Source organism: Aquibacillus halophilus, assembly GCF_009649745.1.
Lineage (GTDB): Bacteria > Bacillota > Bacilli > Bacillales > Amphibacillaceae > Aquibacillus > Aquibacillus halophilus.
The window spans coordinates 45,363-58,727 of sequence record NZ_WJNG01000008.1 but is presented as its reverse complement, the minus strand read 5'-3'; the positions used below and the strand labels follow the sequence as shown (position 1 = coordinate 58,727).

The following is a 13,365-nucleotide window of genomic DNA, read 5'->3' as shown; positions in this document are numbered from 1 at the left end:
TAGTTCAATAAAGAGGAGTTTTGGTTGGTGAAAAAAAATGATATAAAATATTCAATTTCTTCCACCAACGAATACAACTAGATTAGTTTTATTATCGACAATAAGATAAAGTTCTTTGTAAACTGTTACCAAAAGCCTAATAGCATAGTTATCTATTAAATTTTCATTAAAATAAAGCATATTGGGTTCGGCTCTGAAAGTCGGATTGCATATCCTCAAATACCGTACAAGTTCTTCCTCTTCTATAAGTTCAATATTAGATATACAGCGAGGATTCAGTTTATATATAGAAGTAGGGTGAGTAAGAACAAATGGGAATTCTCTATTACTGTATCCATTATTTAAATACAGTCCTAGAATAAATGGACTTATTTTGTCTTTAGTTAATAGTTCAGAAAATAATTTTATAGAGCTCTCTTTTGCATCCTCCAAAACTATAAACGACCTTTTATTGTTATTTAAAATAAATCTGGCTTTGTTGAAGTGATTCGCATACCTTAATATATATTCCATTCCGTATTTATCCAAAGAACCTATTATGGCTTGAAAATTATAAGGTCCAATCGCAAAATAGTTAGCTAACAATAATTGCTCAACTGTTGAAAGGCTCACATTATTGTTAATGTTTTTTTCATTTGTATCAATAACTTCTCGGTTTCTAGCTGATAATAATTCCTTCTCCTCATCCTGATTTGTCGGTAATAATGCTGAGAGTTTGCCGTTTTCTATAAGTTCAGCCCATTTCAGTGACATAATTTATTTCCTCCGCATTTTTTAAAAATATTTTGCATTAAATAATTCTGTTGCTTTACTTAAAATACATTCATCGTTATCGATGATCACTTGTTAAACTATTGCACTCGTTACTTTAATAAGCTATTACCTTTAGGATAAAAATGATTCTGTAATATTTCACAAGAAAATTTCAGTAATTATAGGTTTATATTCAGATATTATGTCAATATGATGTTCGAAACAAGCTAATGAATAGTGTTTTACATTCTTGTCCTGCAACCTAAACTCCTTTTGGACATAATCAAGATAATTTGATTTTTTATAAATACGAAATGATTCACCTTCAAATATTTGATCATCGTTCCAAACAGTATAATCATCATATACTACAGAATATGTAATATAATTTGGAAAATCAATTTGAAAGGTTGTTATCTTACTATCAGGATGGGTAATGAGTAAATCAGATGCATCCTTACTTCTATTCACGATAACTCTTAACACTACACCTTTCGTTCTTGGCTCGGATATAGCCTCAAAGGAAATATTATAACCTAACTCTTTAACAAACTCTGTAAACTCCAATATTCTTCCTCCTTTCTTCTTCGATACTGTTATTCAACTCTTCTGCTCGTTAGTTTAAGTACAACTATTCACAATCTATAAATTATTTTACCATAAATTTTCCATTTTTCCTTTTTAAAAAACATTCAGCATATCCAATTCAAAACTATTGTAGCACTGGTTTTAACAACACCGCATAATTATGCGGTGTTTCCAATTTGTGTGTGTATTGATGTGCTAGTTAATAAATTAAATCGGGTGAAGCATTGATATAGAAACAAAAAAGGAGGCACCAATTCATATGTGAATTGTGTCCCCAATTAGGTTATTATTTACTGTTTTCTCCTGTTGATGTAAACCCATTTGTGTATATTTCGTTTAAACTGCACCACAAATCGCAGAGAATAAATAAACAGCGTATAGGATATAAATTAGTAAATCGTACATCAGCTTAACTTTCTATATTTAAAGGGGATATGGAAATTTATGTTAAAATAAATATAGAGATTATGAAAAAGTTTTCGTGAAATAACGAATCGGTATAAGTGTAACAGTCGCTCCATTACACTTGGTAAAATTAGGGTCAAAAAAATTAAAGTGGTGATAGAATGAAATATAAATTGTTAGCTCTAGATGTCGATGGAACATTGTTAACTGATGATGGTGTCATCACAACAAAAACAATAGAGGCAGTAAAAAAAGCCGAAAATGCTGGGGTTCAAGTAGTTATTTCAACTGGTAGATGTCTCACTCAAACACGTCCTATCCTAGATAAATTAGGCATTGAAGGAATATTGGTTTCTCATAATGGAGCGACTACATTAAGGACTGATACAAAAGAGATACTTCATGAATTTTCGTATGACATTCGTGACGTAGCGGAGTTAATAAATTATTGCCGAGAACATGACATTCATTTTTATGTATGTACAGCACTAGATTTATATGTTGAAAGAATGGATGACTATCAAACTGAGTTATTTAAAAAATATAATCTGGTTCATACCATCCATGAAGATGTACTAAAACTTACCGATAAAGTTATGAAATTTACCGTAGACGACCAAGAAAGAATTGATGGGTGGAGAAATGTAAAACTTAATAACTTGCGTAAAACTAGTGATGGTTTTTTTCAAGACATCATCCATCCTCAAGCACATAAGGCCAGTGCTTTGGAACAAGTGTTAAAAAAGTTAAGTATTGATAAGTCAGAGATTATAGCAATTGGAGATTTCTATAATGATCTAGAGATGATCGAATTCGCTGGTTTAGGAATTGCCATGGGAAATGCACCAGATGACTTTAAAGAGAAAGCTAACGCGGTTACCTCTTCAAATAATGAAGACGGAGTACACCATGCCTTAGAAAAATACTTGTTTTAATAATGATTAGTCTTTGAATAAAGAAGGTTCAGCGCTACCTTTTTTATAGATTTAACAAGGGTAGCGATTGTTCAATAGGAATAGTCGCTTCTTGTATTAAATGATAGTAGAGTTTAAAAAAGGTGCAACTAATTTACTGATTGGAAATCAGACACTAAGGGGAGTAAAAAGTGGAATACTATAAATATCTTAGGCAATATGTTGGACATAGACCAGTTATTTTACCAGGTTCTGTTGTAATCATTTTAAATGAACAAAACGAAGTGTTATTGCAAAAAAGACAGGATGGGAATTGGGGATTGCCAGGTGGATTAATGGATTTAGGGGAAAGTTTTGAAGAAGTTGCAAAAAGAGAGGTTTTTGAAGAGTCAGGATTAGTAGTTAAAAACTTAAAATTGCTTAATGTCTTCTCTGGTTCAGAATATTACCTTAAGGTTGCAAACGGTGATGAATTATATTCCGTAACAGCTGTTTATTATACCAAAGATGTAAGTGGTGATATGAAGATTGATTATAGCGAGTCAAAAAAGATGCAGTATTTCCCTACTAGCAATTTGCCACATGGATTAACAGATGAGTATAGAGGTTTTATTGAACAATACACAGATTGCAAAACAAAGTGAACTTAAAGTAAGGGATGTTAGAGTTAAAGGAGTTGTCGATGTGGCAGCTCCTTTTGCTTATTAAAATAACGAAGATTATTAGTTGCTCGTCACTTCTTTGAAGGCATGCAATGCTAAATTAGACAGCTATAGCCTATACACATTAAACCCGCTTTTTGAATAGTCTAGTATTGTACGGAAAAGGAGGTTGATATCCATGCCTAAGTACAGAAAAAAACCCATTGTTGTTGAAGCATTGAAGCTTTCAAAATCTATTACAATTGAAACATCCGATGGTACAATGAAGGGGTTGCCAGGAGATTATCTAATCACAGATAAGAACGGAGAACAATACCTTTGTGATAGAGATCAATTTGAGACCGAATATGAGCTCGTAAAAGGACAAATAGATCTAAAAGAATTTTTTCAAAAATCCTTTAGATTAATAAAAACAAAAATATATAAAACATAATTATTTATAATAGGGAATAGCAAAGCAATATGATATTTTTCTCATATCCCAGTAACACTTAATTTAATCTTAAATTATTCATTACTCAATACCATACTTTCCGAATTACCATTCCACTCTATTGTTGCATTGAACTTTTGGAAATCGAATGTAATAGAGCAACCACTACAACTAGAATTAGCCACTTCCGCTACACCGCTTCGTATTAATGAAATTCGGTTACCGCTAGCGATAGTGTTTTCACCATCTTCACCGCTACTAAGTTGATAATCTATCTCCTGTGGTGGAGGGTCTTCCCCAATATATTTAACCAACAAACCGTTTGATTCACTATCTTCAGCGTGAATTGTAACTTCATAAACAACATCCCAATTTTCGCTTGTTCCTACGAATTCAAGTTTTTTATCTACGCAGGAAGTTATAAGTGGTAGTAGCAACAAAGTACTGACAAAAAGAAGGAATTTCTTCAAATCGAAAACACTCCCCTTAATCTTTTTAGATTATATTATTCTACCATTATGACATAAAATTACCAATTTTCTTACAATTTTTCATTGTTAACTCCAAAAACTGAATGTTTTTGTTACCAATTATTTTTAAATAGCAATAAAAAAGAAGTTCAATTTGGAGTACATTTTAATGCTTTGTACTCCAAAATTGAACTACTTATATAACAGCAGAATGTCCTTTTTCTACGTTAAAGAGACAATATGATACCAAAGGTGGCCATTATATTGATGCTGACATACAATCAATAAAGAAAGGTACTTATCCTCCCTGAAGATTAGAACCTGTTTGTTTAAGAACCATGTTATTTTCGTTTTTTACTTATGAACACTACAAAGGTAAAAAAAATAAAATATACAATTCCAATACCTAATAATATGTTAATAATCCACTCCATAAGTCTCCTCCCTTAACACTTTTTGGTTACAATGAACAAAATCGTTTATTGTAGAAAAATATCAATTACTTCAACAACAAAATTTTTCACTCATTTTAACTCAATTTCGTAATTTTATCTGCTATTAATGGTTCCGTATCATTCATAAGGTCTGTGGGAGAATTTAATATAACCTCAACTTCTAATCCTTCTTTAAAATCTTCAAATTTTAGTTTTTTTCCATTCTTGTCTTTCAATAGTGTCTCATCAATGACCTGTACTGAACATTCAAAACCCCAGAGATCATCCGTTTTATTAACTTCATCAGAGCAATCTATAGTAAACACATTATCATTTATCGCATTTATTTCACCGATGAATTTCTCAGTTTTTATTAGGCCCATCTCCAGAAGAACAACCAATCAGAATTATGAAAAAAAACACGAAGGGAATTATTTTTTTCATACATTTTACTCCTTTTAACCTTTTAGTTTCTATTGATGTTCCACCTTTTTTCGCTACAATTGTAAACATTACTCCACTAAAATTGGTCAACAATACTGGTGAGTTAGTGTGTAAAGAGCCCGTTAGCTAACACTATAAAAGTTTTGACATATAATATTCATCAACAAATTCGCCGTCAATGTAAAGCGAATCTCTTTTTGTACCTTCAATATCAAATCCCATTTTTTTATATAACTTCAATGCTGCTTCATTACGATTTACAACGGATAATTCTAATCGATGAATATCATGTTCCATTGCCCACACCTGTAATTGTTTAAATAGTTTTTCCCCTAACCCCAACCCTCTATATTCACTTAAAATCCCAATAACAAGATATACGGAATGCTTGTTTCTTTTAGCATTGCCACCCATAGCAATTAGGTAGCCAACTAATTCATTATTTTCTTCTGCTACAAAAATAGTTGAAGAACCTTCTTCTTTCATGACCTCTATTCTTTTTCTTTGTTGTTCAGGACCAGTGTTTCGTTCCCCTGGTTCAAAAAGCATATATTGTGACTCAATTTCAACTAGCTTAATTAATTTTACTAAGTTTTCAGCATCATCAAATTTTATTTCTCTGATTAACAATGGAATCCCCCCATTTGATTTTTCATCAGTATATCCTATCAAATCCAACTAACCCGATGCTTAAAGACAGTAGGAGTTACCGTATCGACAACTATCTTATTCAATATACTGTATATAAACGCCATTCAGTGGAAGAAGGATTTCTTTTAAACGAAATTAACCTTTATTTGGATTCCCTTAAGCTATCTACAACTACAAATCCGCAAATCAATCCTGCAATGCTTTCTGATGAAAAGTTGGATAAATAAAATCCAGGTAATAAACTATCAATTGTTGGTAACCCTATGATGAAAAAAATAAATGGTCCCATTGCTATTAAGAGTAATGGGAAGCCAATACCGAGAAGCTTTTTCCAGTTAAAAGTCCATTTCTTATCCCTTTCTCTGTCAGAAAAAAAGTAAGAAAAACGAATACTCATGCCTAAAAACAAAGGGAATAAAAAACTAAAAGTAAAATTAGGTAATATGTTATGTGTTGTGTTTTGATGTTCTAGTAAATTGATTTGAACCAAACCACCTGAATATAGAAGTACAATTAACACAATTGACCAACATAAATACATTAATAAATTCTTCATAATTCCTCCCCATAGTATAAAAATTTGAGTACAAACAGCTACTTAGACTCTTCCTGCCTGATAGCTAGTAAAAAAGGAACTGCCGGGACAATTCCTGGAGCTTAAACTCTTGGACCGTTTAACGTAATAACAGCAAGCTACTATTAGGCAGTTAGACTAACATAAATATAATCACTTCTCATGCCACATTTTATAGTTATAGATACAATCGCTTTCAATCAAATTTTAGCATAAAATTCCACTCGACCTTTTTATAAATCAGAAAAAGATCGCTCTATCGACGATCTTTTAACTGTTGTACCCTATTGTTTAACAAGAATTATTTAATGTTATTGTCGTTATCGTTACTATCAATCAGTTTTACTTGATCGGTTTGAGGGTTGTACTTATACTTCCAGTAGCTTTCTAGATTACCATCCTTAGTTTCCCATTCTTTACTTAAAATTACGAAAAAATCTGCTGTTGTTGCTTCTTTCCACCTTTTCCCTTTATCTGTATCAGTTGCTGTGGAACCGTGCGAACTTATCTCTGTAGTTACGGAATACGTTACTGTAACTGTTTTTTCTCCTATAATGACTGTTTCTGTTTTTGATTCATCAGCATTCATTTCGGGGAAATCGGAGTGTCCTTCTAATGCTTTTGGTACCATCTTGGAATCATAGTTATGAAATGAGGTACTAACAGTCGAAGAACTTCCTATTTCATCTTTTTCTGGATTTTCCGCTGAATTGCAACCAAATAAACTGAAGATAATTAACAAGAAAAAAGCTATAAAACTATTCTTTTTTGTCATTACTTCACCCCAATCACTTTTCTAAAGTTTACAGTGTTATTCCACATTATTGCTGTGTTAATTAAAAAACGACTGTCCTTATTGAACAATCGCTTCAGTTCGTTAAATATTAGTGAAACCACGCTATCTATACGTTATTCCAGTTGGTCTCACTCTTAGAAAACCTCAAAAAAGTTTTACTTGAGAATCGTAGTACAAAATAAAATATGAAAAAATTAAATAAAAATCCAAATAAATGAAAAGAAACAGAACCACTCAAATGATAATAATCGAACCATTGTGCAGGAAATCCATAAGAAAGATTACTCTCTTCCATATTGACGCCTATAATGGGTACAAAAGCAGCACCTATTGTAATGACATAACTTAGGAAGTATAAATTTTTGTATAGCCTCATATCTTTTCCGAACAAATATACTCCAATAACCCCAATAACTAACGAAACAATAATAACTGGGACAAAAAAACTAGGTTCCCCAACGTTATACGACCTATTACTGAAAATCACAATTAATAAGAAAACAACGATAATATACAGAATTTTAGGTTTTTTCATGCTATACCTCCTCGAGATCCCAAATCCCCGGCAACGACATAAAAGCAATTACAGTTTGATCCACTATCGCACCCTATAGATTAAGAAGTTCTTGATTGTTCTTTTATGTAATGAACGGCATCCTTAATTGCATCAATTACAACTTTTGGCTCTGATAACTGTGGAAAATGTCCACTGTTCATTGCCACAATGTGTTTACTGTTTTCTGATAAGGAAAGTAATTCTAATTGGTTCTCCTGTCTTTCTTGGCGAGCTTCCTTTGGCATCATACGATTTTCTTTCCCGCCTGTAACAACGTATACAGGTATTTCTGGAAAAGAATTTATCTGTTGAATTTGACTTACAGTTTGCTTAACAAAATTTACTTCGCTAAATTGTTTTTTTGATGATATGGAATCAACTATTGAGAACAACTTGTTAATTGTTTTTGCAATTTTCCCTTGATATTTATCGAGGCCTGTATCATTTGGATGACTAGATTCTAGAAAGATAACACCTGCTACTTCATTTGGATAAAGTCGAGTGAACAAATTTGCATATAAACCTCCCAAAGAGTGCCCTACAAGTAAATAAGGGGGTTCAAATCCAACTAATTTTAATGCCTCACGTAAATTTTCGACGATAGTAATCCCATCTTGTGCTGTCTTTGGCTTGTCACTACCAGCAACACCAAGACGATTATAGGAAAATACAGCTGATGATTTTGATACTTCTGGTAAAACTTTCATCCAACCTTCTATCGGTCCCGATCCGCCGTTAATTAAAACAATGCTGGGTTTACCACTACCACTTATACTATATTGTATTTTCCCTGCTGAAGTTTCCTCTATATTTTTCTGTATCTGCAACCAGCTCACCTCACTTCTCATTTATTATGTATAGAAAAACAACCTATTCTAGTTGAACAATCCTAATCTCTTGTTTTTTCATAAACAGAGTTTACTACTCTTTCGTGAAATTCATCTTTATAAAATAAGTTAGGATAAGAGTGAAAAGTCCTATACCGAAAAGTATCCCTCCAGAAACTAAAAAGTTATTTATATAGCTTTCTACCCTAATCTGATAGATAGAAGTATCCGCTCCACCCTGATTCATAAGCCAACTGTCAGCCATGGATGTTCCAAAATGAGTGCTAAAGAACAAAAGTATAAATCCTATTACAGTTAATGTAGACCCTACAGTTACAAATCGATGAAAATTTTCCTCTGTCATAAAACCCCTCCTCCTAAATCTACTAACACTATCTTATTCGATGATAAATTAGCGACTCCTGCTTATTCAGCAATGCTCCCTTTAGCTGGAATTTCGCATCGTCTACTATGTTGTTTTCATTTATTATTAATGTTCTCTATTTCCTTTTCTAATCTTTCAATCCGTCTTTTTAAATCAGTATTTACTTCTTCTTTATTTACTATTTTAGACCGATTCCTGTTAATGATTAATACCACACTTACTATCACAGCAACCACTGCTAAGAAGATGAACACTGATAATATTAAAGGTAATAATTGATTAATTAACATCCATTTACCCCTTCTTTTTTATTTTGCTACGGAAAGAATCCCTGTAAAGTTCCGTTTACTTTAATTCCCTTATTTAATAATCCTGCCACGTTACTTTAAGTACTTATAAAGTTCTAATCATTTTTCGCCTATATGATAATTCAAAGTATGCTAGTTTAAAACCTTTATCAACCTTTTCATTTGCACCTATACCCTTAGATAAATAGTAAATAATAACAGCGACCAATAAACACCCTTTTAAATTCAAAAAGTTTGATGGCTAGTCTTTAAATTCTTCCAAATCAAATCTTTCTATTTCTTGATTATCGATTATTACAATCAGAAAGGCGTTAAAAGAATGTTTCTTAAGTTCATCTAGCTTTTCTTTTGAAGGTACAAGGAGTGGAACTTGGGAATTTTCTTCACTCACACCTAAATCGTAGTTGAGAATATACTGACCCTTTTGATCAGATTTAAGTACTGATACAAAAGATTGACCAAATCCAACGCCACTATCATAATAATCGTCAGGATTATAAATATTGAAGCCTATTACATCCTCTGACGCTAATTTCAATTCTTCTTTAGGTTCAATTTTAAGTTCGATTCCTTTATCAATCCCTGGAATACCTACTGTTTTATGACCAGTATTTTTAATCGTGAATTCATAAAATAAAGCTGTCGGTACCATTTCCTCTCCCTTTCTCTCCCCTTGAGTTATTCCAATTGAACCAAGTAAATTTTTATCTTTAACAATATCAACATTTGCATCTACTAGTTCCAAAGAGGATTCTGCTGAACAGGCTGAGAAAAAGACTAAAACCATAAATAGACTGATAAAAATAGAACAAAATCTCAAGTTATTACCCCCATTCTTCTTCTTATTGAACATTCGACCATTTAGTCTAGTAGCAGTTACCAAATTGACAACTCCATTATTCAACTCTTTAACCCGATAACCCAATAAGAAAATTCATTTTTTGAAAGCTTTTTAAAAATTATATGGACGATATTTGCATTGAAATAGTCATCACCATTATTTAAGAATATTTCAATGGATATGTAAGCTTAGCTTATAAATCTCAGATACTTCTACCCTTTAGTTCAACAACTATCTTATTGAAAACCCACAGTTTAAGAAGAACTATGGTTTCTCTCTTTCGAAAAATTAAATAATGCTATTACTAAACAAATCATACTCAATGCCCAAACAACTCCAGAAATACCCATCTGGAGCGAAATCTCTTCTGAAGCCATTGGATGATTGTAGTCAAAGGCTATACCTTTTAATGCAAAATATATCGCAACAGAAACTAATAGCAAATGCAGTAATGTCCAGATATATCCCAAACTATTATTTTTATTTTTCACCCAAAGGAACACAGTAACTAACATTGAAATCGCCATAACAATAGAAAACCCACCAATTAACAAACCCATTACTTCCTGTTCTAATGGCAAATATTTCACCTCCATTTCCCGCTTTTGTTTAATGAAAGCTCCAGTTACTTCGATAATCATATAACTTTATCCTAATCCTTCTCGGTTTTAAAGAAACTAGAGAAGATTATATATCCTAAAAGAGCACCTCCTAATTCAATTACAGCTCCATCCATTTGGATCCACCAAGGAATTTCAACAATGCCCAAAACGCTATGATAGTAAAGGGTGTAAGAAAAAGTTAGACATAAAGCAGGAATACCAAAAAATATTATTTTTTTATAATCAAATTTCCAATTTCCATCTTTTTTAAAATTTTTGACTACGTAAGGGAAGGCAAGCGCAAACCCAACTGGAATATACAAAAACTGCTTGATCGTTACCCATTTCCACACACGATAGTCTTGTTTTGCAATTATTTCTAATCTGAAATCAATGTATGACACCAAAAGTAATGTCCCAAACAGTAGAAGAGCATATAAAAAATAACTTATTATAGATTTCATTTTTTCTCCTCCTAATTAAAGTAACTTGCTTCCATACTTGAACAAGTAATTCCTTATTCAAGTACCCATCGTTGAAGAAGTTTATTTGTCTTTTGCAAAACCTACAATTGAAATTATTAAACCTATAAAAAGAATTAAGTATTCAAATCCTCCTAAATCAGAATTCCCATCAATCGCAATAACTCCACCAAATAAAAGAATGCTTAAACCTAACAACATACATTTTGTTCCTGATGCGTTGCTTTTTTTGACCAATAGAAAAACCAAATAAACTGCTAATATAAGAACAGGTATAGTTACTATTAAACTCATTTTTATTCCCCCCCCTGTAATGATTTTAGAATAAGAGTTAAATCCCTTATTAGACATAACTAAGTCGTTAGTGAAACAAGGTTGCATTTTCCCCTTATTAACTATTCGAACATTATGTTGAACTACTATCAACTCTCTTCGGAAATTACCGAACCATCTTTAGCTATTTCTATATAATGCATTGGAAAAAGTTCATCTGTTTCTATTTCAACGAAAAAGAAACGGTTACCGTCCAAAGTTAAACACCTGCTAAGTTACTTTAAGTACATAGGTTCATATATTAATTTTAACATAATATTCCAATAACTCTTCAAATCAAAAAAAAGATCGCCGTAGTCGACGATCCCTTGTTTAATCTATCATCTATTAGTTGAAGTGTACTACTTCACAAAATTGTATTCTGATTCTATAACACTATGTTGAACTCCTTTTATTCTTTTCCACTAAACTCTAAAATATTTAAACCCTCGGATGCTTCTGGTGCTTCAAAAAACTTAGTAACATGAATAAACACCGCTTCCGTGTCAAAGGCTGCTCTTTCGGGTTGTTCGTTACGTCTTTGTGCAATTTGACGTAAGCATTGCTCGTTATTTAGATTAAGGAAAATTAGTTGATGGCTTGCATTGACCTCTAACGCCATATCCAAAAACCACTTTCGCAGATTTTTAGTGTTAGCTGGAAAATCCATCACTACATCTGTACCAACACCTAATATGTTTTGAACATGCTTTTTCATCAACGGCTTGAGCTGCGCTGAAAATTTCAGATAGTCATCGAATGATGCGATCTGATTGGGATAAAGAGCGGAAAGCCATTCATCTTCAGACAACAGTACAGCATGTTTATCTATCGCCAATTGTTTTGATTTAGTTGATTTTCCTGCGCCCATTTTTCCACAGAAAAAGTATAGCGTCCCCAATTGTTTCATATCACTCTACCCCTCGTTAATTAAAGTATTGTTAATCGCCCAATAGATTTCGTTGTCCTCAATGCCAATTCGTTTGAACCCTGCTTTTTCTAGAACCCTCATAGAAGGATAGTTTTCACTTACAATCGAGGCCTTGAGCTTACATGGAAATAAATCCTTACTTATTTTTAAAAACTATAACTATAATAAGCCGAATAAATAAGACCAATAATCAATTAAAAACTCCCATTGCTTTAATAAATTTTCAATGATGGAGGGCTATCAGGAATTGCATTAACCAGAATTATATATATAAGCAGATTAGCAGGTAAGACAATAAAGATTAGTCTTACTGCAAAAGAGGATATACCGAAAAACTCGGCGATGCCTCCACAAACTCCAGATATGGATTTATCTGTTGATGATTTTCTTAATTGATTCTTCAAAGCAATTCTTCCTTTCTATTTAAGTGATGAGCTTCTATTGACTGTTTTAGTTGAAAGACTATATTCGACTTTCTCTAAATTTTTTAATAAATTTGGTACAGAATTTTCTATATATCTCACCAATTGATTCATTTGTTCTAAGAAATCATCACTATCAGGAGAACTAATATTTACAGGTGTTTTTTGTCCGTCTAATACTTCGTTAAATAAAAATATATCACGGTTATAGTGTTGTTTAATATAGTCTTTATGTAATTCACTCATCCCAATAATTACATTGAACTCCTCGAAAAAAGTCTCATCAAATTGTGTTCTTTTAAAGTCAGAAGTATCTATATCTAATTCTTCCATAATTTCAAAATGAATACTTGAGTATTTGCTAATATCGCTATTAGCTCTTATACCGCTTGATGCAACTCTTACTGAATTATTGTTAGTAATTTTCAGATACTTTTTCATACAAAATTCTGCAATCACACTACGAGTGAAATTATCAGTACAAACAAATAGAATCTTCATTGTGCATCCCCCCTATAGAGTATCCATTTATTAATAATTCGCCCCGTTTTTCAATTACCCTCTTAGGCTAACCC

General features: G+C 32.2%; 21 protein-coding genes. 3 read left to right on the top strand and 18 right to left on the bottom strand.

Going from position 1 to position 13,365, the window contains the following annotated elements; translation table 11 throughout:
- Positions 1–51: 51 nt before the first annotated feature.
- Together GH741_RS11375 and GH741_RS11370 are read right to left on the bottom strand one after the other, a co-directional pair.
- Positions 52–753, bottom strand: coding sequence for a hypothetical protein (locus tag GH741_RS11375; RefSeq protein ID WP_153736913.1), 702 nt, complete (start codon positions 751–753; stop codon positions 52–54).
- A gap of 159 nt (positions 754–912) precedes the next feature.
- Complete coding sequence (locus GH741_RS11370; RefSeq protein WP_153736912.1) at positions 913–1,320, bottom strand: hypothetical protein; 408 nt, start codon at positions 1,318–1,320, stop codon at positions 913–915.
- Between the two features lie 587 nt (positions 1,321–1,907).
- Between GH741_RS11370 and GH741_RS11365 the strand changes: the two genes are divergently transcribed.
- The 3 genes from GH741_RS11365 to GH741_RS11355 all read left to right on the top strand — a co-directional run bounded on the left by GH741_RS11365 (position 1,908) and on the right by GH741_RS11355 (position 3,755).
- Positions 1,908–2,681, top strand: coding sequence for a Cof-type HAD-IIB family hydrolase (locus GH741_RS11365; protein ID WP_153736911.1), 774 nt, complete (start codon positions 1,908–1,910; stop codon positions 2,679–2,681).
- A 170-nt stretch (positions 2,682–2,851) separates the two neighbouring features.
- Positions 2,852–3,304 (top strand): NUDIX hydrolase, encoded by a 453-nt coding sequence (locus GH741_RS11360; RefSeq protein ID WP_338079386.1) that lies wholly within the window; start codon positions 2,852–2,854, stop codon positions 3,302–3,304.
- Between the two features lie 196 nt (positions 3,305–3,500).
- The gene (locus GH741_RS11355) at positions 3,501–3,755 is read left to right on the top strand and encodes a hypothetical protein (RefSeq protein WP_205677326.1); all 255 of its coding nucleotides are present in this window, start codon (positions 3,501–3,503) and stop codon (positions 3,753–3,755) included.
- A gap of 74 nt (positions 3,756–3,829) precedes the next feature.
- On the opposite strand, the gene GH741_RS11350 is transcribed toward GH741_RS11355, so the two are convergent.
- The 16 genes from GH741_RS11350 to GH741_RS11275 all read right to left on the bottom strand — a co-directional run bounded on the left by GH741_RS11350 (position 3,830) and on the right by GH741_RS11275 (position 13,291).
- The gene (locus GH741_RS11350) at positions 3,830–4,225 is read right to left on the bottom strand and encodes a hypothetical protein (protein WP_153736910.1); all 396 of its coding nucleotides are present in this window, start codon (positions 4,223–4,225) and stop codon (positions 3,830–3,832) included.
- A gap of 529 nt (positions 4,226–4,754) precedes the next feature.
- Complete coding sequence (locus GH741_RS11345; RefSeq protein WP_153736909.1) at positions 4,755–5,042, bottom strand: hypothetical protein; 288 nt, start codon at positions 5,040–5,042, stop codon at positions 4,755–4,757.
- Positions 5,043–5,235: 193 nt separating this feature from the next.
- Positions 5,236–5,733: a GNAT family N-acetyltransferase gene (locus GH741_RS11340; protein WP_153736908.1), complete on the bottom strand. Its 498-nt coding sequence runs from the start codon at positions 5,731–5,733 to the stop codon at positions 5,236–5,238.
- A 163-nt stretch (positions 5,734–5,896) separates the two neighbouring features.
- Positions 5,897–6,310: a hypothetical protein gene (locus GH741_RS11335; RefSeq protein ID WP_153736907.1), complete on the bottom strand. Its 414-nt coding sequence runs from the start codon at positions 6,308–6,310 to the stop codon at positions 5,897–5,899.
- A gap of 319 nt (positions 6,311–6,629) precedes the next feature.
- Positions 6,630–7,103, bottom strand: coding sequence for a hypothetical protein (locus GH741_RS11330; protein WP_153736906.1), 474 nt, complete (start codon positions 7,101–7,103; stop codon positions 6,630–6,632).
- A gap of 127 nt (positions 7,104–7,230) precedes the next feature.
- Complete coding sequence (locus GH741_RS11325) at positions 7,231–7,659, bottom strand: hypothetical protein (RefSeq protein WP_153736905.1); 429 nt, start codon at positions 7,657–7,659, stop codon at positions 7,231–7,233.
- 80 nt (positions 7,660–7,739) lie between these two features.
- A complete protein-coding gene (locus GH741_RS11320; RefSeq protein ID WP_153736904.1) occupies positions 7,740–8,507 on the bottom strand; it encodes an alpha/beta fold hydrolase in 768 nt (255 codons plus the stop codon).
- Between the two features lie 94 nt (positions 8,508–8,601).
- Positions 8,602–8,871 carry a hypothetical protein gene (locus tag GH741_RS11315; protein ID WP_153736903.1) on the bottom strand — a complete coding sequence of 90 codons (270 nt, stop codon included), beginning with the start codon at positions 8,869–8,871 and terminating at the stop codon, positions 8,602–8,604.
- Between the two features lie 116 nt (positions 8,872–8,987).
- Positions 8,988–9,182, bottom strand: coding sequence for a hypothetical protein (locus GH741_RS11310; RefSeq protein ID WP_153736902.1), 195 nt, complete (start codon positions 9,180–9,182; stop codon positions 8,988–8,990).
- A gap of 259 nt (positions 9,183–9,441) precedes the next feature.
- Positions 9,442–10,020, bottom strand: coding sequence for a hypothetical protein (locus GH741_RS11305; RefSeq protein WP_153736901.1), 579 nt, complete (start codon positions 10,018–10,020; stop codon positions 9,442–9,444).
- A gap of 275 nt (positions 10,021–10,295) precedes the next feature.
- Complete coding sequence (locus GH741_RS11300) at positions 10,296–10,682, bottom strand: hypothetical protein (protein ID WP_240795476.1); 387 nt, start codon at positions 10,680–10,682, stop codon at positions 10,296–10,298.
- Between the two features lie 11 nt (positions 10,683–10,693).
- Complete coding sequence (locus GH741_RS11295; protein WP_153736900.1) at positions 10,694–11,107, bottom strand: hypothetical protein; 414 nt, start codon at positions 11,105–11,107, stop codon at positions 10,694–10,696.
- Between the two features lie 81 nt (positions 11,108–11,188).
- The gene (locus GH741_RS11290; RefSeq protein ID WP_153736899.1) at positions 11,189–11,476 is read right to left on the bottom strand and encodes a hypothetical protein; all 288 of its coding nucleotides are present in this window, start codon (positions 11,474–11,476) and stop codon (positions 11,189–11,191) included.
- A gap of 373 nt (positions 11,477–11,849) precedes the next feature.
- Positions 11,850–12,347, bottom strand: coding sequence for a P-loop nucleotide/nucleoside kinase family protein (locus tag GH741_RS11285; protein WP_153736898.1), 498 nt, complete (start codon positions 12,345–12,347; stop codon positions 11,850–11,852).
- A gap of 233 nt (positions 12,348–12,580) precedes the next feature.
- Positions 12,581–12,772, bottom strand: a complete 192-nt coding sequence (locus GH741_RS11280; RefSeq protein ID WP_153736897.1) for a PspC domain-containing protein — start codon at positions 12,770–12,772, stop codon at positions 12,581–12,583.
- A gap of 15 nt (positions 12,773–12,787) precedes the next feature.
- The gene (locus GH741_RS11275; protein ID WP_153736896.1) at positions 12,788–13,291 is read right to left on the bottom strand and encodes an arsenate reductase/protein-tyrosine-phosphatase family protein; all 504 of its coding nucleotides are present in this window, start codon (positions 13,289–13,291) and stop codon (positions 12,788–12,790) included.
- Positions 13,292–13,365: the final 74 nt, after the last annotated feature.